This window comes from Vibrio sp. NC2 (assembly GCF_025195005.1).
Classification (GTDB): domain Bacteria; phylum Pseudomonadota; class Gammaproteobacteria; order Enterobacterales; family Vibrionaceae; genus Vibrio; species Vibrio splendidus.
The window spans coordinates 1-22,279 of sequence record NZ_JANVFC010000034.1 but is presented as its reverse complement, the minus strand read 5'-3'; the positions used below and the strand labels follow the sequence as shown (position 1 = coordinate 22,279).

Genomic DNA, 22,279 nt, shown 5'->3' with positions numbered 1-22,279 from the left:
GTGCCGACTACCGGAGTCGAACTGGTGACCTACTGATTACAAGTCAGTTGCTCTACCTACTGAGCTAAGTCGGCACACTAAATTCTTTATGCTTTTGTTCGTGTTGCTACTCCCTGTTAAAGAGTAATGACACCAACAAATCAAATTGTGGTGCCCGGAGGCGGAATCGAACCACCGACACGAGGATTTTCAATCCTCTGCTCTACCGACTGAGCTATCCGGGCAACGGAGCGCTATTAAACGGATTTTCTGCATAACCGTCAACACCTTTTTTGAAAATAATTAAAAAAAACGTTCGTTAGTTGTTTTTTTATTCAAAAGTGAGGCTTACGTTTTACCTTGGTTAAAATCTTTCTTGAATTTTGTTACTTTTTCTAAGTATCGACGCGACTCTTTGTTTGGGTGTTTCTTTGTCAGTGCCCAGTAAGCTTGACTAGGTTGCAACGAATTTAAGTCGCGCATTGCCCGTTTTCGGTCTTTGCTGAAGGTATTGAGTACGCCACCAGTACCGCCGTTGTATGCTGAGATCATGCTGTACTCAAGCGTGGTTGGGTGCTGCACGTCCTTCAAATAACGATTTTTAAGGATGTAAAAGTATGCAGTGCCAGCATCTATGTTGTTTTCTGGATTGAATAAGTACTCAGGACTTGGTTCTCCAGGTTTCTTTTTGACGAGCTTAAAGACATCTCGGCCTGCCGTTTTGGGGACCACCTGCATAAGACCATAAGCGTTCGCCCAACTCACAGCGTATGGGTTAAAGCTACTCTCTGTTTTGATGATTGCGTAAATCAAGTCTTCAGGGATGTCATAACGTTGAGAAGCGCGACGAACGATGTCTGCGTACTTATAGCTTCGTTTGCTGGCGTGATCGGCCACCATTGGAATTTCGACGTAATACGCTTTTTTAAAGTCGACTTCCTTGGTTTTTAGGTTATTGGCGATCAGGTAATCAGCAAATTTGTTAGCACGCCATGTCCATTGGATAGGCTTCTTATCCTGATCAACGACTTGGTTATAGAGGAAAGGTTGACCTTCTAACTTGATGCTTTTGGAAGAGAATAGGTCGACATTCGCAGGATCATCTGGCGTCAAAAGTGTCGTCATTATTGCATTTTTGAGGTGCTTTTTAGGATCCGTTGAGGATACGGTTTCAACTGTGATCAGGCCTTGGCTAAAGTTTACTTCTGAACGGCTCAAGTAATTATCTATGTATTTCACATAGTTACTCTTGCCCGCCATCTTTACTTCACTGCTGCCCCAACGTTTTTTGATATTGCCAGAAAAGCTATTAATTAAAGAATCTAACGCACCAGTGTCTTTTTCAAATTGACCGGGTAGCTCCGCTAAATTACTTACAAATCGGTTGGTTGGTTCGTAATTAACATCATAAATGCTTTCGACAAATTCACGACTGCAGCCAGTTAACAACATGGCTGTTAGGAAGTAACTTAGCTTTTTCATAGTTCCTCATACAAAAATGACATCGCAGCGTTAACCATGATGTCATTAAAATTTGCTTAAATAAATGTCTTATTCGCTTGGTGGAGTGTAGCCATCAATAACGACATCTTTACCTTCAAAAAGGAAGTTAACCATCTCAGTTTCAAGAAGTTTACGATGTTCAGGATCCATCATGTTTAGCTTCTTCTCATTGATAAGCATGGTTTGCTTGCTTTGCCATTGTCCCCAAGCTTCTTTAGAGATGTTGTCAAAGATACGCTTACCTAAGTCACCTGGGTAAAGTTGAAAATCTAGGCCTTCAGCATCTTTTTGAAGGCGAGCACAAAATACAGTGCGGCTCATAGTGGTTCCTCTTATTGCGTTCGTTGATTCAAACGTCGTCGTTCAGTTCAAAGGGTAGGCTCTCAATAAGCTGCTTTACAGGAGCGGCTAAGCCAATTTCTTCCGGTTTTGATAAGTTATACCAGAGACCTTTAGTCCCTTCCATTATCAAATCTGGTTGTTTATCTAATTTTACTAATACAGGTGTGATATCTAAGTGGTAGTGGCTGAAAGTATGTCGAAACGCAATCATGGTCTTGATCGAATCGGTTTCACTGTCTTTGATCGAACGAAGATCTAATTGATGTTCGATCTCTGCGTTTTCATTTTGAGGGAAACAGAACAGTCCTCCCCAGATACCAGACTGAGGGCGTTGTTCGAGCCATACTTGATTATCGTGGTACAGAATCACAAACCATGTTTCTTTTATCGGCTTTTCTTTCTTAGGCTTCTTACCAGGGAAATCGAGCTGTTTATCGAGCTTCTTAGCTTCACACATGCTTTCAATCGGGCATAAGGTACATTTGGGTTTGCTACGGGTACAAACCATCGCACCCATATCCATCATGGCTTGATTGTACTTATCGACATCTTGATTGGGAGTGTGTGCTTCTGCGTGTTCCCAAAGCTGGTTCTCGACTTTCTTTTGCCCCGGCCAACCTTCTATTGCAAAGCTTCTCGCCAAGGTTCGCTTGACGTTGCCATCAAGAATCGCATGAGGGAGTTTATGCACAGAGGACAGCACTGCAGCGGCAGTAGATCGTCCAATACCCGGTAGCGCGTTCATATCTTCGATAGAAAGCGGAAATTCACCACCGTATTGCTCGGCAACAATCTTGGCAGCCTTGTGTAAGTTACGAGCTCGCGCGTAATAACCAAGCCCTGTCCATAAGTGGAGCACCTCATCTTGTTCGGCGTTCGCTAGGTCAATAACCGTTGGAAAGCGTTCTAAAAAGCGCTGGTAGTATGGAATCACCGTGGCGACTTGAGTCTGCTGAAGCATGATTTCTGATAGCCAAACGGTGTAGGCGGTTTTGTTTTGTTGCCAAGGTAATTCTTTACGCCCAAAGGCGTCATACCACTTTAATATGGCGGTTGCGAAAGGAGTCACGACATGCTCTATGCTTTGCTATTATTAGGAGTGAAATTGCACCACACTTACGGTTGGATGTAAAACAGACAAATTGTGTGGGAATTTATCCACGGAAAGACTTGCACCGGAGGCAATTCTTTGGATAATCCCCGCTTTGATTAATCAATGTGCAGGCAAAAATCAATGAGTGAAGTGACCACTAACGAATATACTGAAGACGGCAAACTGGTTCGTAAGATCCGTAGTTTTGTTCGCCGCGAAGGCCGCTTAACAAAAGGCCAAGAAAACGCGATGAATGAATGTTGGCCAACAATGGGTATCGACTACAACCCAGAACTTCTTAATTGGAAAGAAGTGTTTGGCAACGATAACCCAGTTGTACTAGAAATTGGCTTCGGTATGGGTGCATCACTGGTTGAAATGGCAAAGAATGCGCCTGAGAAAAACTTCTTAGGTATTGAAGTTCATAGCCCAGGTGTTGGTGCGTGTTTAGGTACAGCTCGCGATGCGGGTGTAACGAATTTACGCGTAATGTGTCACGATGCAGTAGAAGTATTTGAGCACATGATCCCAGACAGCAGCCTGCATACACTGCAACTGTTCTTCCCTGACCCATGGCACAAAGCTCGTCACCATAAGCGTCGTATCGTTAAGGCTGAGTTTGCAGAGATGGTTCGCGGTAAGCTGCAACTTGATACTGGTATTTTCCACATGGCAACAGACTGGGAAAACTACGCAGAACATATGATTGAAGTGATGAACGTAGCTCCAGGCTTCAAGAATATCGCTGAAGATGGGGATTACATTCCTCGTCCAGACGAGCGTCCGCTAACTAAGTTTGAAGCGCGTGGCCACCGTTTAGGTCATGGTGTTTGGGACATTAAGTTTAAGCGTACTAAGTAATTCTGAATCAAATTAAGTGAAGGTGAATCCGACTTAGGATTAAACCCTACACTTTATGGGATTGATTAAAGCCAACATTATTGTAATGTTGGCTTTTTTGTCCTTAGGCTTTTATTGCGATAAAGGTTTAAGGACAGAAAGTAATGTCACACCCCCTACAAAAATAACAATAAAGAAGTAAGCACACATGAAACCAACTCAAGCTATTTTAGCCGAGATTTTAGACGAAGTTCGCCCTTTAATTGGTCAGGGAAAGGTCGCTGATTATATTCCTGCATTGGCTCGCGTATCGAATCAGAAACTGGCGATTGCGGTATACACCAATGAAGGTGAAGTCATTCAAGCTGGCGATGCCGATGAAGCCTTTTCCGTGCAATCAATCTCTAAAGCTTTAAGCCTGACGTTAGCGATGGTGTTGTATAAGCCGGAAGAAATTTGGCAACGAGTAGGGAAGGAGCCTTCAGGACAAGCCTTTAACTCGATGATTCAGCTTGAGATGGAACACGGCATCCCTCGTAACCCGTTTATTAACGCAGGTGCGATTATCGTTGCTGACTTATTGCAAAGCCGTCTATCTGCACCAAGGCACCGTTTATTAGAATTTGTACGTCAGCTATCAGGTGATACTCATATTGTGTATGACAAGGTTGTGGCGGCTTCTGAAATGATGCACAGCGATCGCAATGCTGCCATCGCTTATTTGATGCGTTCATTTGGTAACTTTGAGAACGATGTTATCCCTGTACTCAACAATTACTTTCATGCTTGTGCGCTTAAAATGACCTGTGTTGACTTGGCGAAAACCTTTAGCTACTTGGCAAACAAAGGTGTGTCGGTTCAGACCAAGAAAGAGATCATCACTCCAGTTCAAACCAAACAGCTGAATGCTTTGCTTGCGACATGTGGTTTGTACGATGGGGCGGGAGAGTTTGCTTATCGTGTTGGTATGCCAGGAAAGTCTGGTGTTGGCGGTGGGATTATTGCGATTGTTCCTGGCGAAATGACGATCGCGGTGTGGTCTCCAGAACTGGACGCGTCGGGTAATTCACTGGCGGGAACTCAGGCTTTAGAATTGCTCTCTGAGCGCATTGGTCGTTCTATTTTCTAAAAGCGCTTTTAAGTTGGGGAGCTACATTTGCAAGAGGTCCCCAACTCACTCGTTCCTCGTTCTTGAGGACGACGGTGTTGTTTTTAACTTTCGACGCACTGGCTCCTAACTTTTGGGAGATAAGACTTGTTTTATGCCCGTCATTCCCGATAGCGACGAAGGAGTGTAATCGGGAATCTATTATTTGTCTGCGCGCAAATTAGAAAGGGTTGACCCTAAAGCCAACCCTTACACAATACTTCTCGAATCTATTCGTCTTCTTCTGCCATAAAGGCTTCAAGCAAATCGTTTAAGAAGAGTTTTCCTTTTTCAGTGATCTGCCAATGGCTGTCGGTTTCATTAAGATAACCGAGCTCTTTGGCCCACTCTATTGTTGGCTGAATCGAATCAAACTCTAACCCAGTCGTATCAATGAAGTCTTGTTTTGGACACGCTTCCATTAGCCTGAAGCGGTTCATGAAGAACTCGAAAGGGCGGTCCTCATTAGGTACTTCAAGTTCATCCGACAGATAGGGCTTCACCAGATTCTGATACGCGGCTAGGTAACCTCTAGGGTGTTTAACCTTAGTGGTGCGAACAATACGTCCATCTGCAAAGCTCAGCTTGCCATGAGAGCCACAGCCAATACCTAGGTAGTCACCAAAGCGCCAGTAGTTGAGATTATGCTGACACTGATATCCCGGCTTGCTGTAGCCTGAAATTTCGTACTGCACATAACCTGCGTCTGCGAGCTTCTTATGGCCTAAGTCGAAGATATCCCAAAGGTCATCATCGTCAGGCAGCTTTGGCGTTTTGTAATAGAACATGGTGTTAGGTTCTATTGTTAGTTGATACCAAGATAAATGTGGAGGATCGAGCTCGATCGCTTTGTCCAAATCAGCCAAGGCCTGATCAATGCTTTGATCGGGTAAGCCGTGCATTAGATCTAGGTTGAAGCTGTTCAATCCGATTTTATGTGCTAAGTGAGCTGCGTTAACCGCTTCGTCTTGACCGTGAATACGCCCAAGCCTTTCCAGTTTCTCTTGCTCAAAACTTTGCACACCCACCGAGATTCGAGTTATGCCTGCTTTTTGGTAACCAACAAAACGCTCAGCTTCAATGGTGCCTGGGTTAGCTTCCATGGTGATTTCTATTTCAGGTTTGAACGGGATGCGCTGTTCAATGCCTTGCAGCAATCGACCTATTCCTTCTGGAGAAAATAGACTCGGCGTGCCGCCACCAATAAAGATCGAATGCAATGGGCGAGGTGCGCCATTGAGTTGGTATTTTTCGATATCGGTATCGAGATCCTCAAGCAGAGCATCAATGTACTCTTTTTCAGGAATCTCGGCTTTTAGAGCGTGAGAGTTAAAATCACAATACGGGCACTTTTGTACACACCATGGAATGTGAACATAGAGGCTGAGTGCGGGTGGTATTAGCGCTGCATTGTGCATTACAGAGCTTGCTCCTTGAGAGTCTTGAATAATGACGCTAGGGCTTTACCACGGTGTGACAGTTGCTTCTTACGTGACGATTCAAGTTCTGCTGAGGCGCAGTTATCTTCTGGTACAAAGAATACAGGATCGTAGCCAAAGCCATTCTCACCGTGTTCTTCAGTCAGAATGCGACCTTCCCATTTACCGTGACATACTAATGGAGTCGGATCGTTTTCGTGACGCATTAGTACCAATACACAGTGAAAACGAGCTGTGCGTTTTTCAACGTCTACACCTTGCATAGCATCTAACAGCTTTTCGATGTTCTGCTTATCAGTCGCCCCTTCACCTGAGTAACGCGCTGAGTAGATACCGGGTGCACCATTAAGGTAATCAACTTCTAAGCCAGAATCGTCAGCAATGGCTGGTAGCTCTGTCTCTTTCGCAGCGTGGCGAGCTTTGATGATGGCATTTTCAATGAAAGTTGTTCCCGTTTCTGCGACTTCTGAAACGTTAAATTCACTTTGCGCGACAACGTCGAAACCAAACTCAGACAGAATATCTGCCATCTCGCGAACTTTGCCTTGGTTGCCTGTTGCTAAAACAATCTTACTCATGGGAATGTGGCTCTAATAAGTTAATGACTAGAAAAGTGAGCGTTGAAGCTACTCTTCTATATAGAATTTTTGTGTAAAACGCAGTGGACCTGTGCCTTTCAAACCAGCGTTAACATCAATATTAAAAGTGATGTTTTCTTCGTGAGTGATAGGGAACTCTGCAAGGTAATAAATCGCATCGCCTTCCTTTATTTCACGGAAGTTAAGCGTGCGAGTGTTACCTACTAGGTTTCGTGCTGTTCCCGTAATTTTAGCCGTTGTTGCAGGCTTGCCTAGGGAAGCGTTGTCTAGCACGCTGATGTTTAGAATCGCTGAGTATCCGTTTCGTTTCAGCTTATATTGCTTAGCGACCTGCGCAGTTAAAAACGTGGAATTGAAAGCCGAGTAATGAACCTCGACATCCTTGATACTTTTAAACTGTCCTGCCGAGCTTGGTAGGGCAATTAGAGCGGTGAGTAGTGCTGTTATCCATAGACGCATAATGACTCCAATAAATAGCAAAAAGCCATCATAGGATGGCTTTGACTTCAGTTGGGATCTGACTTGGTGAGCATATTCGAACTTGCTTATGCCGACCGAGCTCTCCCTTTTCTATCTTAATTTGCCCTTTCGCGACCTTAAATTGTTTCGCAAGGTATTTCGCTAAGTGAGCATTTGCTTTGCCATCAACCGGTGGTGCAGTAATGGCAATTTTCAGTTCCTCTCCGTGCAAGCCGACAATCTTGTCTCGGCTTGCTTTGGGTTGGATATAGAGCCGAAGAAGAATATCGTCTTCTTCGGCCCAAACTGCTTTTGGCATCGTCAAAGTACCTGAGGTTCGTACTTGAATTATAGCTGATACCAAATAGGACCGATCATGTCGCCCATTAGGAAGTTCGCAAATTGCAGAACAATGAACAGAACCAGCACACTTAGGTCGAAGCCACCCATATCAGGAAGGATACGGCGAATTGGCGTTAGCATTGGTTCTGTTAACTGATGGAATACGTATTCGATTGGGCTACGGCCTTGGCTAACCCAACTCAGGATTGCACGGATCAGTAGAACCCAGAAAATTAACCCACCAGCCGCTTTGAGCAGAGATAGTGCGCCAAAGATCAGGAAGCTGATATCAAATACAGCCGCACCGCCAGAGATAATCAAGTTTAGAGCGACGAACTTAAGTACACACAGCACATAAGCGAAGACAACCGTCGCAAGGTCAAGGCTTCCTATTGATGGAATCACTCGGCGTAGCGGGGCAACAACCGGTTGTGTCGCTTTTACGATAAATTGTGAGAATGGGTTGTAGAAATCTGCACGTGATGCTTGTAGCCAGATACGCAAGATCACAACCATGATGTAAAGATCAAAAACGGTCGAGATCAGAAAGCTCATCGAATTCATATTGTTTCCTTTTTCGGATTTACTTGCCGCTAGGTATCACCCGAACGGCACAATGCTTTTGTACTGTAACGAGTATTAAAACAGTTTTTCCATCTCTTCAGCTCGAGCAACCGCCGCTTGCATGGCTTTCGCTACGATGTCTGATAGTTGATAGTCGTTAAACGTGCGCAATGCTTCTGCGGTCGTTCCGCCTTTTGAAGTCACTTGCTCACGCAGTGTTGATAATTCAGTATTTGGATTCGCTACCACCATCTCTGCCGCGCCTAATGCAGATTGCTGCACTAATTTACGAGCGGTTTCTTGGTCAAAACCTTGGTTAATTGCTTCAGCTTGCATCGCTTCCATAAACAGGAAGAAGTAAGCCGGAGCACTCCCCGCCGCTGCAATGATGTTGTTGATACCAGACTCTTGTTCAACCCAGCTTACCTCACCTACGGCTTGCATTAGCTGAGAAGCGAACTCTTTATCGCCCTTACTAACCGTTGAGTCAGCATAAAGGCCGCTCATCCCTTTACCAAGTAGTGATGGCGTGTTTGGCATCACACGCACAAGGTTCAGCTGGCAGTTTAACATCTCATTGAGTCGATTCGCATTAATACCCGCGGCAATTGAGATAACCAGTTTGTTGCTGAAGTCGATACCTTGTAAGGGTTTACATACATCAGCCATCATTTGTGGCTTCACGGATAACACAACAACGTCTGCTTGTTCTGCTGCGGCAATATTATCGCTGGTGGTATTGATGCCGTACTCTTGCTCTAACGGCAGCCTTCTGGTGTCTGAAGGCGCTGTTGCAGTAATCTTTTGCGCTGGGTAACCACTCGCCACTAAGCCCGCTACAATCGAGCGAACCATATTTCCCGCCCCAATAAAGGCGATGTTCTTATGTTCCATATATAAAATCCTGAGCGTGTCGCTGCGCGGTGAAAGCGAAGCGGTATCAATACTGTATTTTTCGTTGCCACTTGTTGTTGCTTGTTGTAGCTATTTCTTGTTACGTGCTGTGCTATTTCGCGTAATCACGAGCACCGAAGATAGCCGTTCCAATGCGAACCATAGTGCTGCCAGCCTCAACTGCTGCATCCATATCACCACTCATACCCATCGAAAGGGTATCTATGTTTGGATACTTTGCGGCTAGCTTATCTTCAAGCTCCGCCAGTTGAGAAAATGCATTAAGCTGAGATTGATAGTCAGATACGTTTGCAGGAATCGACATCAACCCTCTTAAAGTGAGGTTAGGGAGCGATGAAATCAACTCCGCTAGTGCAAAAACTGTTTCTTCTGACGTTCCAGACTTGGATTCTTCACCACTGGTGTTTACCTGAATCAAAACTTGCAAAGGTGGAAGTTCGCTTGGTCGTTGGTCATTAAGTCTTTGTGCGATCTTGTCGCGTTCAACGGAATGTACCCATTGGAAGCTTTCTGCGATTGGGCGGGTTTTATTGGATTGAATTGGGCCAATAAAATGCCACTCTAAATTTAGGTTAGAATGTTGTTCTGAAAAGTGTTTTACTTTATCAACACCTTCTTGAACATAGTTTTCACCAAAGGCAACTTGGCCTCCGAGTGCGGCTTCTAGAATCGCATCAATAGGTTTAGTTTTGCTGACGGCTAAAAGTTGCACGGACTCTGGAGCTCGTCCGCACTTTTGCTCAGCACTACGTATCTGTGAGGTGATTTGTTCGATATTTTGTTGAATACTACTCATAGCTGACTTTACTTAAGGGAAAATAAATGGATATCACTGAGTTACTAGATTTTAGTGTAAAGCATAACGCGTCAGATCTACATCTTTCTGCGGGTGTATCTCCAATGGTACGTATAGATGGTGAAGTAAGGAAGCTTGGAATACCAGCTTTGAGCCATGCTGATGTGCATCGTTTGGTTTTTGAGATCATGAGTGATTCACAACGCGGTGAGTTCGAAGAAAAACTGGAAGTCGACTTCTCTTTTGAATTACCCAACGTTGGTCGCTTCCGTGTTAATGCTTTTAACCAATCTCGTGGCTGCTCTGCTGTGTTCCGTACCATTCCAGTAGAGATTCCCACCCTTGAACAGCTAGGGGCTCCTGAGATATTTGAAAGAATATCTAATTATGAAAAAGGGCTAGTATTGGTCACAGGGCCGACTGGTTCAGGTAAGTCGACAACTTTGGCTGCGATGGTGGATTACGTTAACCGTAACCATAATAAGCATATATTGACGATTGAAGATCCGATCGAATTTGTTCATACCAACAACAAATGCCTAATCAACCAACGAGAAGTGCATCGCGATACTCACAGCTTCAAAGCGGCATTGCGTAGTGCGTTGCGTGAAGATCCAGACGTAATCCTTGTCGGCGAACTTCGTGACCAAGAGACGATCAGCTTAGCGCTAACTGCAGCAGAAACGGGTCACTTAGTTTTTGGTACTTTGCACACGAGCTCTGCGGCAAAAACCATAGACCGTATTATCGATGTATTCCCGGGTAGCGACAAAGACATGGTGCGTTCAATGTTGTCTGAATCGTTACGTTCGGTGATTGCCCAGAAGCTGTTGAAGCGTGTTGGTGGCGGTCGTGTGGCTTGTCATGAAATCATGATGGCGACACCTGCGATCAGGAACTTGATCCGTGAAGACAAGGTCGCGCAGATGTATTCGATTATTCAAACGGGGGCGGCACACGGTATGCAGACCATGGAGCAAAATGCGAAGCAGTTGATGGCTCAAGGTCTGGTTGATTCAGAAGAGGTCGAGAAAAAGATCGAAATTGAAACCTCAATGTTTTAATCAAGGTGAACAAAATGGAATTGAATCAAATCCTTGAAGGGATGCTATCTCAAAAAGCATCGGATCTTTATATCACCGTTGATGCGCCTATCCTGTTTCGTGTCGATGGTGAACTGCGACCTCAAGGCGAGAAATTGAATGCGGCTCAGGTTGCTCAGTTACTTGATGCGATGATGGATCAAGACCGACGCGGTGAATATCAGCAAACGCGAGAGGCTAATTTTGCCATCGTGCGTGATTTTGGTCGTTTTCGTGTGAGTGCGTTTTTTCAACGAGAGCTACCTGGAGCGGTCATTCGACGTATCGAGACTAACATCCCAACCTTTGAGCAATTAAAGCTTCCTGATGTACTGCAAGACCTGTCAATCGCTAAGCGCGGACTTGTGCTGGTGGTTGGGGCAACAGGTTCTGGTAAATCAACCTCGATGGCCGCAATGACAGGCTATCGCAATACCAATCGCTCAGGGCATATTTTGACGGTTGAAGATCCGATTGAATTCGTACACGAACATAAAAAGTGCATCGTGACACAACGTGAGGTCGGGCTCGACACCGAGAGTTACGAAGTTGCGCTTAAGAACTCTTTGCGCCAAGCTCCTGATATGATTTTGATTGGCGAGATCCGTAGCCGTGAAACCATGGAATACGCGATGACCTTTGCTGAAACGGGTCATTTGTGTATGGCAACGCTGCACGCCAATAATGCCAACCAAGCGTTAGAACGTATTCTTCACTTGGTGCCGAAAGAGCAAAAAGAGCAATTCCTGTTTGATCTGTCGATGAACCTGCGTGGTGTGGTCGCTCAGCAATTAATCCGAGATAAGAATGGCAGCGGTCGCCATGGCGTGTTTGAAATTCTACTCAACAGCCCGCGAGTGTCTGACTTGATTCGTCGTGGTGAGTTGCATGAACTAAAAGCGACGATGGCTAAATCGAAAGAGATTGGTATGCAGACCTTTGACCAAGCGTTGTATGACTTGGTGCTTGCAGGCAAGATCAGTGAAGAAGACGCATTCCACAGTGCTGATTCTGCGAATGACTTACGCTTAATGCTAAAAACCAGACGTGGTGATGATGACTACGGAACCGGTGCTTTGGCTGGCGTGAAGATTGATATGGGTTAGATTGATGCTGAATGCTAAAAAAACCGCAGTGAAGGCGGTTTTTTTTGGTCTGGATATATTAGTGGTTGCCGTAACTATTGTTGTTACCAGAATATCCTCGTTCCTTCTCTAATTTGATTTTTGTCGGATATTGTTCACCGGTATAACCTGCTGAGCCTCCGCTCATAGAGCTACATGCTGTGATTGCTAGAGAAGCGAAGATGACTAGAAAAATTTTCATATGAACTCCCACGTCCTTATTATGAATTGCACTGACACTACGGCGTGAAATTCGTGTGGGATCATAAATTAGCTCAAATGTTAATCACTTAGTTTTAACTAAGAATATTGTGCTTCAAACCAACTTTCTAGAATCACAACTGCGGATTGGTTATCGACATTACCTTTACTTAGTGCTTTGTAGCCGCCCATTTCAAAAAGGTCGGCCCTTGCTTCTGTCGTAGAAAGTCTTTCATCATGCAGTTCAACATCGACACCAAAGCGCCCTTTTAGGCGATTGGCAAACTTCTTCGCCCTTGGTGTAATCGCGGCTAGATCTTTACCATGAAGATCGGTAGGAAGACCAACCACGATAAGATTCGGCTGCCACTCCTTGATTTGCTTTTCGATGTCATCCCAGTTCGGGATGCCATCTTTCGCCTTAAAGGCTTTTAAAGGGCTGGCTGTACCTGTGATCTCTTGTCCTATCGCACTGCCGATACTTTTTGTACCGTAGTCAAATGCCATAATTGTTCGTGACATGGGGTTTCCAAATTAATCTGTGTTTGAGAGTTTATATACTGAGTCTGAGTCTGAGTCTGAGTCTGAGTCTGAGTCTGAGCTAGGCGTGACCAGCGTCTGCTGAAAGCTGAGCCGCATTAATGCCTAACATCTGCACGGCGACTTTCCAGCGGTCTGAAATTGGCGTATCGAAGATGACCTTCGGATCGGCTTCAACAGTTAACCATGAGTTCTCGGTCAGTTCGGTTTCCAGTTGCCCGGGTTCCCACCCTGCATAACCAAGTGCGACTAGATAATTCATCGGTTCATCTTCTGTACCTAACACCATCAAGATATCTTTTGAGGTTGTCACTGAGATTTGATCCGTCATGCTGATACTGGATTGATAGCTGCCTTTCGGTTTGTGCAAAATAAACCCACGGTCTTCTGCGACCGGTCCACCATTCAATACAGGCTTATCAAGACTTGCTTGGTTGGGTTTTGGCTGATCAGAATCAACCTCAACTTGCTTAAGCATGCTACCGACAGTGACATCAATAGGGGCGTTGATCATCAAACCCATCGCGCCTTCGTCATTGTGCTCACAAAGGTAAATCACCGAATTTTGAAAGTATGGGTCTTTCATTCCGGGCATAGCAACCAGAAAGTGGTTCGTTAAATTCATAGAGCCTCCTGCCAGTGTGTTCCCAGTAAAGGAAAAAGAGCGGCGTAAAGCCGCTCATTGTTCTTTGCCTAGATATTTCTGTGTTTTCGAATAGCTAAGGCTTTCTTTAGTTTAGGCTATTTAGCGTTAACGCGACGCTCAATTGCATCCATTAATTTACCTGTAACTGAAATATCAAAAGCGGCTTCAATTTCACGGATACAAGTAGGGCTAGTCACGTTAATTTCAGTCAGCTTGTCACCGATAACATCAAGCCCAACAAAGATTAAGCCTTTCTCTTTCAGTGCAGGAGCAACTGCTCTTGCGATAGCCCAGTCTGTTTCACTTAGAGGACGAGCTTCACCTGTACCGCCAGCAGCAAGGTTACCTCGAGTTTCCCCTTTTGCAGGAATACGCGCTAGACAGTAAGGCATTGGCTCACCGTCAACCACAAGAATACGCTTATCACCATTGCTGATGTCTGGAACAAAAGTTTGTGCCATTGCGTAGTTCTGACCGTGGTTGGTCAAGGTTTCAATAATAACTGATACGTTTGGATCGCCTTCTTTCACACGGAAGATAGACGCGCCGCCCATGCCATCAAGTGGTTTTAGAATCACGTCACCGTGTTCTTCTCGGAACGCTTTAATTTTTTCAGCTTTACGAGTCACGATGGTGGTCGGTGTCAGTTCAGGGAACCATGCCGTGAACAACTTCTCGTTACAGTCACGTAGGCTTTGTGGTTTGTTGACGATCAGTGCGCCGTTCTCTTCAGCACGCTCAAGAATGTAAGTTGCGTAGATGTACTCAGTATCAAACGGAGGATCTTTACGCATTAGTACCGCATCTAAATCGGATAGCGCGATAGTCTGTTCTGATTTGAATTCGTACCAACCGTTTGGATCTTCTTTTAGTTCAACAACCTTAGTGTCAGCAATGGCTACGCCTTGATCTAAATGTAGATCATCCATTTCCATGTAATGGATTTCGTAACCACGACGCTGAGCTTCAAGCATCATGGCAAAGCTAGAGTCTTTTTTGATGTTAATGGATGAAATTGGATCCATTACGATGCCAAGTTTGATCATTTTTTTCTCCTAGCCTAGATCGCCAAAACGGACTTGTAAGGCAGTAATTGCGGTTAGAGCTGCTGTCTCGGTACGAAGTACACGTGGGCCAAGTAGCGTCTCTTCAAATTTGTATTGTTCTGTCATGCCGATTTCTTCAGCTGACAGTCCGCCTTCAGGACCGATCAATAGGCGCACCTTACTGATGGGTTCTGGAAGGGTGTTAATTGAGTATTTTGCACGAGGATGCAGGTTTAGTTTTAACGCTTCGCTCGGTTCGCTGCACCACTCTTCAAGTTGCATGATTGGGCGAATAACTGGAACCGTATTACGGCCAGATTGTTCACATGCTGCGATAGCAATCTTTTGCCACTGTGCGAGCTTTTTCTCGAAGCGTTTAGTATCAAGCTTAACGCCACAGCGCTCTGAAATCAGCGGGGTAATGGTGTTGACACCAAGCTCAACCGATTTCTGAATCGTGAATTCCATTTTGTCGCCACGTGAAATCACTTGGCCTAAATGTAAGTCTAACGGAGATTCGCTGCTACGTTCTATACGTTCAGTAACATTAACTGTGACGTTCTTTTTTGATACTTCAGCAATTGTCGCTGGGAATTCAGCACCACTGCCATCAAATAGAAGAACATCTTGACCTTCTTTCATACGAAGGACTCGACCAACATGACCCGCGGCATCTTCGCCTAAAGCGAGTGAACCTAACTGATGAATGCGTTCTGGGTGATGGATACGAGGGATTCTCATGCTGGTAAACCTATAAATAGTGTCATTTGGGTATTTTGTCTCTGCCTAACATGGATGCTAAGTAAAGAAAAAACAAGTAGCGAACAAAAATAGGCGAGAGATCTTATCCTTATGATTTAGAGTTTGAAATTTATAAAGCCAATAAATACAATTCAACCGATTGAATATAAATATAATTAATAAAGGCTTTATCTATGTTTTGTATGAAAAGACGTTCTATTTTAACGTGTGCAGTCAGTAGCTTACTTTTGGCGGGTTGTGGTGGTGGTTCGGATTCATCTTCCGATGTTCCTGCTAGTATCGTGTCACCTAATGTGAACGGAACGCCAAGTTTAGCGTCTGTTTCGACTTACCAAACTTCGAGTATGTCGAAGGATATTGAAGAGTGTTCAAAAGCATTTTTAGTGAATAGCTCTTGTGATTTATCGGTAATAAAGCCTCTTGGGGTTAATCAAGTAAATGTGACAATTGAGCAGATTCAAGAAAGGTTAGTAGTGTCCCATCAGTGGATGGCCGACAGTTTTATCGAAGCATTAAAAGAAATTAATGACCAAGATTTACTGAATCTTTTCAAGCCATTAAACAGCATTGTGATCAGTTATGATATCCGCCCATCATTTTACACAACGTCTACAGCATCTATGTATATAGACCCTAAGTATGTATGGCGCAATAAAAGCGAGTGGGATTCCATTCATAAGCAGGAAGATTATCGAAACGGTTTTCAAACAGAGTTTAAATTCGATAAAGCTCAGCGCTATGTTCATGAAGCAACAAATGACTATATCTCTTATTCAAATACCTATACCCCATTAAGGAATGAATCGAGAGAAGCGAATCATATTGCTCCTGGTTTATTTAGGCTCCTTTCTCATGAACTTGCACACGCGAATGATTTCTTGCAAGAGCACGACCTGACTCAAATCCCTTCTTATGGGTATATCACTAACTATATTCATCCGTTAAAAAAATTAAATCACGAGCTTATTGAAAGGGATCCTTTAACTTCAAATCTGCTTAAAAAAGCGGCTCAAATTGCCTTTCAAGGTGAATCAATGACAAACGAAATTAGACGACTTACAGGAGAGGTTGCCGGGGATGCATTTGAAGCCGATAAAGCAGCGGCATTCTACTCTTACTCAAGTCCTGCTGAAGATGTGGCTATGCTCTTTGAAGCTTACATGATGTACAAAAAGTACCGCGCTTTGTCTGATGTCGCTTTTCTTAGTATTCCACAAATAGAAGATTATTCATGTAACGACTGGAAAGTGCAGTGGGGCCAGCGTTCTCGTTTATCTGATAACGATGTTCAAGATCGAGCCGTGTTTGTTGCTAGTGGTATATTGGGTAAGTCAGAGCTGACGATTAGAGCTGAATTGTCTTCTCTTCCTGCCGCTCCTGAAGTGTTAAGTGTTGGGCAAGGTTGGTGTTCAAGTCAGAAATTTATGGATGTAAACCCGGAGGCGCGCTCCGTTATTTCGGCGGCTTCAATGACAGGTTTTAGTGAAAATACTCGTTATCTAGAAGACTTAGAAAACTAAACTTAATAATAGAGCAATAAAAGTGATTGTGGCCCTGTGTAACAAGGGCCTTTTTATCTTGCTGGCTATTATTTACAGCTTTCAAATACAAATGGGTTGTGATTCCCCTGGATGGTATGGATTCGCTCATCACGAGTACATTCCCACTTATCGACAGGAAATTGCTGGTTCCACGCCATCATCAGGTTAGCCTGCTGCTTAGAGAGCTTGAAACCATACTCTTGGCTCATGTAAAGATAAGTACGCGCGATAGAGCCTTTTGCTCTGTCTGGCGGCATAACCTTACGCTGTTTGAAGTTGACCTGCATTTCACATTGACCATAGCTCACGCCATCCATTCCATTCCACTGACTGAAATTGTAATTGGAGCGATCACCGTTAACCTCGCCAATCGCCGGAGTCAGGTTATGAAGATCGGCTTCCATTGATTTGAATATTTTGTCATTGCGAGTGCAGTTCTTACGTCCGCCATCCTGCCAGCACTGACGCTGGTGGCCAAATTGCCAAGCTGGAACCACGTGTTCCCACTCAATACGGGAAGCGCGTTTTTGCTGTTTTCTCACTTGATAGCCACAGCCGTCGAGGTCGGGGATACCTTTCTTTTTGTCCTTCCATGTAATGTCACAACCACAATAAAATGAAGTCGGGTGATCGAGATAAATCTTCACGGCTTCTTTTTTGGCTTTGGAGAACGAACTTGGTGGAGCGGCGAAAACGCTTTGGGTTACCAGTAGGCCAAATACTATTGATAAGTAAAAGGACACCGATAGGCCAAATACTTTTGGAGTGGTTTTTTGCATAGAGAAAGACTGATGAAAGTATGATAAACAACAGTCTAGCACTCAAATGTTAGTTCTCTCTATTACATTTATTCGCGTTACCTTGTGAGCTTAAGACTTAGCTCAATTGAAGGCCGGTAAAAGCTAAGGTTTGCTGGCATTGTTGGCAACGATACGTTGATTGGTTGCGGATGACTTTGTTGTGTCGTCTTATCGACAGGGGATAAGTGGTGCAATCACAGCGATACTCAAAAGTTTTGCCCTGCACCGAGGTGATTTCCAAGCTGTGGGTCGTTCTGGCCGGTACATTGAATACCTTTTCCATCACGTATTTCCACTCATTCCCGTGAGGCCTAACTCGTCCGAAGACCTGATGTGTGATCAGATGTGCGAGTTCATGAGGCACGACTTCGTTAATAAAGGCGTCTTCATTTTCGTTGAATAGCACTTGGTTGAGTTTTATCTCGTTTAACTGGAGGTAGGCTTTTCCCGCTGCCTTTCCTCTTAACTTGTAAGTGACGGTTGGGCATGGAAATTCACGAGAAAAATGTTGATTAGCGATAGCTAGGCATTCGCCCAATTTTTTATTTACTCGATGTTGTTGCGGGGTGTAAGACAAGCGTTGTTAACTCCAAAAAAAGCCTCAGCGTTTAAGCTAAGGCCTCATCATAACATTGCTCATCGATCGTGAAACGATTTAAACGTGATGTTTCTTTTTGATGACTTCGTGGTAAGCATGCCATGTTCCGTAACCAAGTAATGGCATCGTTACAATCATACCTACACCGTAGGTCGCGAAGCCGACTAAGATACCTGTACCAATGATACCAGCCCAAACGACCATCGCAGGGATGTTTGATTTAACAGCGTTGAAGCTAGTAAAAATGGCACTCATTACATCTACACGTCTTTCCATCATCAATGGAATCGAAAACGCTGAGATGCTAAATATCAGACTCGCGATAACCAACCCAATCACCGAACCCGTAATCAGGAATGGTGCAAACTCGCTTAATGGTGCTCCTTGTACGGAAGGGTAGAGCGCATGCAATAACGCAGCAATCCGCATCCAAAAGATCATTGCAACCATTAACACAATCGCAAAGGCCCATTGATGGGTGGAGTTGCGAGTAATTGCTTTCATTGAGTGGAATAAGCTTGGGGAATGTCCTTTCTCTCTTTCCCAGCTTGCGTCATATAGGCCTAGAGCAAGAAAGGGTCCTATCAACATATAGACTATCAAGCTTGGCATAACGACTAGGTGTGTTCCTTGCCATTGGACTAGTTGCACGATGGCGATGGCCGCAGCCATGAAACACAATCCGTAAAATGCGCTGATTATTGGCATTTTCACTAAGTCATGCAGTGCAAGCGATAACCAGTGGAATGGGGCTGATATGCTTACTTGGTTACAAGGAATAGTGCGAGCGTAATCCTGAACGCTGACCTTGTGTTTCTTATCGTTTAGTTCGGATGGGTGCACGGTACGAGGCATAGATCCCCCTAGTTAAATAACGTCCTAGTTATAATTCCACAAGGCTCAGAGGTGTCGCTTACGAGAGCGTTATGGTGTTGAGCTAAATTGCTCTTTGTCATCCCAGTTATTGTTCTAGCGTACATTTAACGAGCGTTATCAGACTGAATTAATTTAAGTTAAATGTGAGCTTGATCGCCTAGGAGTTACCTTAACTATTGTCAGTAGTGCTAGAAAACACAAATTATCAGCGGCTTTTTATACTAAGTGGTTAACGGTAAAGAAGACTTGGACAGGGGGTTCTAGCAGGGAAAGGTTGGGTAAGTACATAAAAATAAAGCCCTTACTAAGAAGTAAGGGCTTTAAAGAAATAAATCGCAGTGGCTAAATTATTTTAGGCCAGCGAAGTCCGCAAGGATTGCTGCTTTGTCCGTCGCTTCCCAAGGGAACTCTTCACGACCGAAGTGGCCGTATGCAGCCGTCTTTTTGTAGATAGGCTGAAGAAGGTTCAGCATTTCTTGAAGACCGTATGGACGTAGGTCGAAGTTTTGACGAACAGCTTCAATGATGATCTCGTGAGCTACTTTCTCAGTACCAAACGTTTCAACCATGATAGATGTTGGATCTGCAACACCGATAGCGTAAGACAGTTGAATCTCACAACGGTCAGCCATGCCAGCAGCAACGATGTTTTTCGCAACGTAACGCGCTGCGTAAGCTGCAGAACGGTCAACTTTTGATGGATCTTTACCAGAGAATGCACCGCCACCGTGACGAGCTGCACCGCCGTACGTATCAACGATGATCTTACGACCTGTTAGACCACAGTCACCCATTGGGCCACCGATTACGAAACGGCCTGTTGGGTTAATGAAGAAGTTAGTGTCTTTGTTGATCCACTCAGCAGGAAGTACTGGCTTGATGATCTCTTCCATTACCGCTTCACGTAGGTCAGGTGTTGTTACTGAATCACAGTGTTGAGTTGAAAGAACAACTGCGTCGATACCAACAATCTTACCTTGGTCGTATTGGAACGTAACTTGAGATTTCGCATCTGGGCGAAGGAAATCAAGCTTGCCGCTCTTACGTACTTCAGCTTGCTTCTTAACAAGAAGGTGAGAGTAAGTAATTGGAGCTGGCATTAGGATTGGTGTTTCGTTAGTCGCGTAACCAAACATGATGCCTTGGTCGCCTGCGCCTTGATCTTTAGGATCGGCTTTATCAACACCTTGGTTGATGTCTGGAGACTGCTTACCGATTGTGTTTAGTACTGCACAAGAGTCAGCGTCAAAGCCCATATCAGAATGAACGTAACCAATTTCACGAACTGTTTCACGAGTGATTTCTTCGATATCAACCCATGCAGACGTTGTTACTTCACCGCCAACCATAACCATGCCGGTTTTTACGTAAGTCTCACAAGCAACACGTGCTTTTGGATCTTGTTCCAAGATGGCATCAAGAACAGCATCAGAGATTTGGTCTGCAATTTTATCTGGATGGCCTTCTGAAACAGATTCAGAAGTGAATAGGTGCTTAGCCATGAGAGCTCCACTTTTAGTTTAGTTTTTAGTTGCAAATAGTTAAATGCAAATAATTTCAGGCGTCGCAAGCTAGGAAGCGCCGCCATTAAATACAGTATATTTTGTAGGTGTTTCTACATCTAGACGGCTATTCTAAATTCCAGCGGTCGAATTACAAGCTCTTTTTTATGATATGTCATAACTAAACGTTTGCGTATCGGTCGAGATAACACATTGCTAAGTGATGTAAATGTTCGAAAATTGCGAAAAATGACCGTTAAAATGCCAGTAAAACGTTTGCAGTCGCTAAAGTCGTTTGAGAGAATACCCGCGCTAATAAAAATGAAATTTTTAGCATCAATCTCTTTTTTAAATCGCTTATGTACTCAGGAGCAGACATGCCTTCTCGTAAAGATCTAGCCAATGCAATTCGCGCACTTAGCATGGATGGCGTTCAACAAGCAAATTCAGGCCACCCTGGCGCACCTATGGGTATGGCTGACATCGCTGAAGTTCTTTGGCGTGGTCACTTGAACCACAACCCAGCAAACCCAGAGTGGGCTGACCGCGACCGTTTTATTCTGTCTAACGGCCATGGTTCAATGTTGATTTACTCTCTGCTTCATCTTGCAGGTTACGAGCTTTCAATTGAAGACCTGAAAAACTTCCGTCAACTGCACTCTAAGACTCCAGGTCACCCAGAGTACGGTTACGCTCCTGGTATCGAAACAACGACGGGTCCTCTAGGTCAAGGCATCACCAATGCTGTTGGTATGGCGATGGCTGAAAAATCATTGGCTGCACAGTTCAACAAAGAAGGCCACGACATCGTCGATCACTTCACTTATGCGTTCATGGGTGATGGTTGTCTGATGGAAGGTATCTCTCACGAAGCATGTTCTCTAGCGGGTACGCTAGGTCTTGGTAAGCTGGTTGCTTTCTGGGATGACAACGGCATCTCTATCGATGGCGAAGTTGAAGGTTGGTTCTCTGACGATACTCCTAAGCGTTTTGAAGCTTACGGCTGGCACGTAATTCCAGCGGTAAATGGTCACGATGCTGACGCTATTAACGCGGCTATCGAAGCAGCTAAAGCGGATCCTCGTCCAACACTTATCTGTACTAAAACTATCATCGGTTTTGGTTCTCCAAACAAAGCGGGTACGCACGACTGTCACGGTGCTCCACTAGGCGCTGATGAAATCACAGCAACTAAAGCGGCACTTGGTTGGGAACACGGTCCTTTCGAAATTCCAGCTGATATCGCAGCTGAGTGGAATGCGAAAGAAGCGGGCGCAGCGAAAGAAGCAGCGTGGAATGCTAAATTTGACGCATACGCAGCGGCTCACCCAGAGCTAGCAGCAGAATTCAAACGTCGTACAAACGGCGAACTACCAGCTGAGTGGGAAGAGAAAGCAAACGCAATCATTGCTGATCTTCAAGCTAACCCAGCAAACATCGCATCACGTAAAGCCTCTCAAAATGCGCTAGAAGCGTTCGGTGCTATGCTACCTGAATTCATGGGCGGCTCTGCTGACCTTGCGCCTTCTAACCTGACTATGTG

The 22,279-nt window shown here is 44.6% G+C and carries 25 protein-coding genes and 2 tRNA genes; 6 read left to right on the top strand and 21 right to left on the bottom strand.

Annotation, left to right across the window (positions count from 1 at the left end; translation table 11 throughout):
• Position 1 precedes the first annotated feature (1 nt).
• The 5 genes from NX845_RS23020 to mutY all read right to left on the bottom strand — a co-directional run bounded on the left by NX845_RS23020 (position 2) and on the right by mutY (position 2,893).
• Positions 2-74 (bottom strand) — tRNA-Thr (locus NX845_RS23020).
• 74 nt (positions 75-148) lie between these two features.
• Positions 149-224 (bottom strand) — tRNA-Phe (locus NX845_RS23015).
• Between the two features lie 103 nt (positions 225-327).
• Positions 328-1,461 (bottom strand): membrane-bound lytic murein transglycosylase MltC, encoded by a 1,134-nt coding sequence (mltC, locus tag NX845_RS23010; protein ID WP_065682914.1) that lies wholly within the window; start codon positions 1,459-1,461, stop codon positions 328-330.
• Between the two features lie 69 nt (positions 1,462-1,530).
• Positions 1,531-1,803, bottom strand: coding sequence for an oxidative damage protection protein (locus NX845_RS23005; protein WP_004735465.1), 273 nt, complete (start codon positions 1,801-1,803; stop codon positions 1,531-1,533).
• 28 nt (positions 1,804-1,831) lie between these two features.
• Positions 1,832-2,893: an A/G-specific adenine glycosylase gene (mutY, locus tag NX845_RS23000; RefSeq protein WP_065682913.1), complete on the bottom strand. Its 1,062-nt coding sequence runs from the start codon at positions 2,891-2,893 to the stop codon at positions 1,832-1,834.
• Between the two features lie 165 nt (positions 2,894-3,058).
• On the opposite strand from mutY, the gene trmB reads away from it, so the two are divergent.
• Both trmB and glsB read left to right on the top strand, forming a co-directional pair.
• A complete protein-coding gene (gene trmB, locus NX845_RS22995; RefSeq protein ID WP_029222028.1) occupies positions 3,059-3,778 on the top strand; it encodes a tRNA (guanosine(46)-N7)-methyltransferase TrmB in 720 nt (239 codons plus the stop codon).
• Positions 3,779-3,965: 187 nt separating this feature from the next.
• Positions 3,966-4,886, top strand: coding sequence for a glutaminase B (gene glsB / locus NX845_RS22990; RefSeq protein WP_004735469.1), 921 nt, complete (start codon positions 3,966-3,968; stop codon positions 4,884-4,886).
• A 248-nt stretch (positions 4,887-5,134) separates the two neighbouring features.
• Here the strand turns inward: glsB and hemW are convergent, their stop codons facing one another.
• The 7 genes from hemW to NX845_RS22955 all read right to left on the bottom strand — a co-directional run bounded on the left by hemW (position 5,135) and on the right by NX845_RS22955 (position 10,018).
• Entirely contained in the window at positions 5,135-6,322 is a 1,188-nt protein-coding gene (gene hemW / locus NX845_RS22985; RefSeq protein ID WP_017080777.1) for a radical SAM family heme chaperone HemW, read from the bottom strand.
• Entirely contained in the window at positions 6,322-6,921 is a 600-nt protein-coding gene (locus tag NX845_RS22980; RefSeq protein ID WP_065682912.1) for an XTP/dITP diphosphatase, read from the bottom strand. The genes hemW and NX845_RS22980 overlap by 1 nt, the downstream gene beginning before the upstream one ends.
• Positions 6,922-6,969: 48 nt before the next feature.
• Positions 6,970-7,401 carry a DUF4426 domain-containing protein gene (locus tag NX845_RS22975; RefSeq protein WP_004735472.1) on the bottom strand — a complete coding sequence of 144 codons (432 nt, stop codon included), beginning with the start codon at positions 7,399-7,401 and terminating at the stop codon, positions 6,970-6,972.
• A 28-nt stretch (positions 7,402-7,429) separates the two neighbouring features.
• The gene (gene yggU / locus NX845_RS22970) at positions 7,430-7,720 is read right to left on the bottom strand and encodes a DUF167 family protein YggU (protein ID WP_009847703.1); all 291 of its coding nucleotides are present in this window, start codon (positions 7,718-7,720) and stop codon (positions 7,430-7,432) included.
• Between the two features lie 29 nt (positions 7,721-7,749).
• Entirely contained in the window at positions 7,750-8,307 is a 558-nt protein-coding gene (locus NX845_RS22965) for a YggT family protein (protein ID WP_004735475.1), read from the bottom strand.
• A gap of 75 nt (positions 8,308-8,382) precedes the next feature.
• On the bottom strand, positions 8,383-9,201 hold the full coding sequence (proC, locus tag NX845_RS22960) for a pyrroline-5-carboxylate reductase (RefSeq protein ID WP_054541894.1): 819 nt from the start codon (positions 9,199-9,201) through the stop codon (positions 8,383-8,385).
• A gap of 112 nt (positions 9,202-9,313) precedes the next feature.
• Positions 9,314-10,018 (bottom strand): YggS family pyridoxal phosphate-dependent enzyme, encoded by a 705-nt coding sequence (locus tag NX845_RS22955; RefSeq protein WP_054541893.1) that lies wholly within the window; start codon positions 10,016-10,018, stop codon positions 9,314-9,316.
• 26 nt (positions 10,019-10,044) lie between these two features.
• On the opposite strand from NX845_RS22955, the gene NX845_RS22950 reads away from it, so the two are divergent.
• On the top strand, positions 10,045-11,082 hold the full coding sequence (locus NX845_RS22950) for a type IV pilus twitching motility protein PilT (protein WP_004735478.1): 1,038 nt from the start codon (positions 10,045-10,047) through the stop codon (positions 11,080-11,082).
• Positions 11,083-11,096: 14 nt separating this feature from the next.
• Entirely contained in the window at positions 11,097-12,206 is a 1,110-nt protein-coding gene (locus tag NX845_RS22945; RefSeq protein ID WP_054541892.1) for a PilT/PilU family type 4a pilus ATPase, read from the top strand.
• A 58-nt stretch (positions 12,207-12,264) separates the two neighbouring features.
• Here NX845_RS22945 and NX845_RS22940 read toward each other — a convergent pair whose 3' ends face one another.
• The 5 genes from NX845_RS22940 to rsmE form a co-directional block, all read right to left on the bottom strand.
• Positions 12,265-12,426, bottom strand: a complete 162-nt coding sequence (locus NX845_RS22940) for a hypothetical protein (protein WP_017090793.1) — start codon at positions 12,424-12,426, stop codon at positions 12,265-12,267.
• Positions 12,427-12,524: 98 nt separating this feature from the next.
• Positions 12,525-12,947: a Holliday junction resolvase RuvX gene (ruvX, locus tag NX845_RS22935; protein ID WP_004735480.1), complete on the bottom strand. Its 423-nt coding sequence runs from the start codon at positions 12,945-12,947 to the stop codon at positions 12,525-12,527.
• Between the two features lie 79 nt (positions 12,948-13,026).
• A complete protein-coding gene (locus NX845_RS22930) occupies positions 13,027-13,590 on the bottom strand; it encodes a YqgE/AlgH family protein (RefSeq protein ID WP_017095267.1) in 564 nt (187 codons plus the stop codon).
• Positions 13,591-13,706: 116 nt separating this feature from the next.
• The gene (gshB, locus tag NX845_RS22925) at positions 13,707-14,657 is read right to left on the bottom strand and encodes a glutathione synthase (RefSeq protein WP_004735482.1); all 951 of its coding nucleotides are present in this window, start codon (positions 14,655-14,657) and stop codon (positions 13,707-13,709) included.
• Positions 14,658-14,666: 9 nt separating this feature from the next.
• Entirely contained in the window at positions 14,667-15,398 is a 732-nt protein-coding gene (rsmE, locus tag NX845_RS22920) for a 16S rRNA (uracil(1498)-N(3))-methyltransferase (protein WP_017077778.1), read from the bottom strand.
• 194 nt (positions 15,399-15,592) lie between these two features.
• On the opposite strand from rsmE, the gene NX845_RS22915 reads away from it, so the two are divergent.
• The gene (locus tag NX845_RS22915; protein ID WP_102441590.1) at positions 15,593-16,939 is read left to right on the top strand and encodes a hypothetical protein; all 1,347 of its coding nucleotides are present in this window, start codon (positions 15,593-15,595) and stop codon (positions 16,937-16,939) included.
• Between the two features lie 68 nt (positions 16,940-17,007).
• On the opposite strand, the gene NX845_RS22910 is transcribed toward NX845_RS22915, so the two are convergent.
• The 4 genes from NX845_RS22910 to metK all read right to left on the bottom strand — a co-directional run bounded on the left by NX845_RS22910 (position 17,008) and on the right by metK (position 20,736).
• On the bottom strand, positions 17,008-17,739 hold the full coding sequence (locus tag NX845_RS22910; RefSeq protein ID WP_017087221.1) for an endonuclease: 732 nt from the start codon (positions 17,737-17,739) through the stop codon (positions 17,008-17,010).
• A 97-nt stretch (positions 17,740-17,836) separates the two neighbouring features.
• Entirely contained in the window at positions 17,837-18,337 is a 501-nt protein-coding gene (locus tag NX845_RS22905) for a SprT family zinc-dependent metalloprotease (protein WP_102451454.1), read from the bottom strand.
• Positions 18,338-18,415: 78 nt separating this feature from the next.
• A complete protein-coding gene (locus NX845_RS22900; RefSeq protein WP_260257199.1) occupies positions 18,416-19,213 on the bottom strand; it encodes a DUF2189 domain-containing protein in 798 nt (265 codons plus the stop codon).
• A 368-nt stretch (positions 19,214-19,581) separates the two neighbouring features.
• Positions 19,582-20,736 (bottom strand): methionine adenosyltransferase, encoded by a 1,155-nt coding sequence (gene metK / locus NX845_RS22895; RefSeq protein WP_004735487.1) that lies wholly within the window; start codon positions 20,734-20,736, stop codon positions 19,582-19,584.
• Positions 20,737-21,113: 377 nt separating this feature from the next.
• Here metK and NX845_RS22890 point away from each other — a divergent pair.
• On the top strand, positions 21,114-22,279 hold a 1,166-nt coding region (locus tag NX845_RS22890; protein ID WP_311319430.1), incomplete at its 3' end, for a transketolase.

Bases quoted from the DNA above. Each gene is read 5' to 3' on its own strand.
- NX845_RS22950 (WP_004735478.1), top strand. From the start codon at position 10,045: ATGGATATCACTGAGTTACTAGATTTTAGTGTAAAGCATAACGCGTCA.
- trmB (WP_029222028.1), top strand. From the start codon at position 3,059: ATGAGTGAAGTGACCACTAACGAATATACTGAAGACGGCAAACTGGTT.
- mltC (WP_065682914.1), bottom strand. From the start codon at position 1,461: ATGAAAAAGCTAAGTTACTTCCTAACAGCCATGTTGTTAACTGGCTGC.
- NX845_RS22940 (WP_017090793.1), bottom strand. From the start codon at position 12,426: ATGAAAATTTTTCTAGTCATCTTCGCTTCTCTAGCAATCACAGCATGT.
- rsmE (WP_017077778.1), bottom strand. From the start codon at position 15,398: ATGAGAATCCCTCGTATCCATCACCCAGAACGCATTCATCAGTTAGGT.
- proC (WP_054541894.1), bottom strand. From the start codon at position 9,201: ATGGAACATAAGAACATCGCCTTTATTGGGGCGGGAAATATGGTTCGC.
- metK (WP_004735487.1), bottom strand. From the start codon at position 20,736: ATGGCTAAGCACCTATTCACTTCTGAATCTGTTTCAGAAGGCCATCCA.
- gshB (WP_004735482.1), bottom strand. From the start codon at position 14,657: ATGATCAAACTTGGCATCGTAATGGATCCAATTTCATCCATTAACATC.
- NX845_RS22965 (WP_004735475.1), bottom strand. From the start codon at position 8,307: ATGAATTCGATGAGCTTTCTGATCTCGACCGTTTTTGATCTTTACATC.
- hemW (WP_017080777.1), bottom strand. From the start codon at position 6,322: ATGCACAATGCAGCGCTAATACCACCCGCACTCAGCCTCTATGTTCAC.
- NX845_RS22900 (WP_260257199.1), bottom strand. From the start codon at position 19,213: ATGCCTCGTACCGTGCACCCATCCGAACTAAACGATAAGAAACACAAG.
- NX845_RS22910 (WP_017087221.1), bottom strand. From the start codon at position 17,739: ATGCAAAAAACCACTCCAAAAGTATTTGGCCTATCGGTGTCCTTTTAC.
- NX845_RS22955 (WP_054541893.1), bottom strand. From the start codon at position 10,018: ATGAGTAGTATTCAACAAAATATCGAACAAATCACCTCACAGATACGT.
- ruvX (WP_004735480.1), bottom strand. From the start codon at position 12,947: ATGTCACGAACAATTATGGCATTTGACTACGGTACAAAAAGTATCGGC.
- yggU (WP_009847703.1), bottom strand. From the start codon at position 7,720: ATGCCAAAAGCAGTTTGGGCCGAAGAAGACGATATTCTTCTTCGGCTC.
- glsB (WP_004735469.1), top strand. From the start codon at position 3,966: ATGAAACCAACTCAAGCTATTTTAGCCGAGATTTTAGACGAAGTTCGC.
- NX845_RS22945 (WP_054541892.1), top strand. From the start codon at position 11,097: ATGGAATTGAATCAAATCCTTGAAGGGATGCTATCTCAAAAAGCATCG.
- NX845_RS22980 (WP_065682912.1), bottom strand. From the start codon at position 6,921: ATGAGTAAGATTGTTTTAGCAACAGGCAACCAAGGCAAAGTTCGCGAG.
- NX845_RS23005 (WP_004735465.1), bottom strand. From the start codon at position 1,803: ATGAGCCGCACTGTATTTTGTGCTCGCCTTCAAAAAGATGCTGAAGGC.
- NX845_RS22915 (WP_102441590.1), top strand. From the start codon at position 15,593: ATGTTTTGTATGAAAAGACGTTCTATTTTAACGTGTGCAGTCAGTAGC.
- NX845_RS22975 (WP_004735472.1), bottom strand. From the start codon at position 7,401: ATGCGTCTATGGATAACAGCACTACTCACCGCTCTAATTGCCCTACCA.
- NX845_RS22930 (WP_017095267.1), bottom strand. From the start codon at position 13,590: ATGAATTTAACGAACCACTTTCTGGTTGCTATGCCCGGAATGAAAGAC.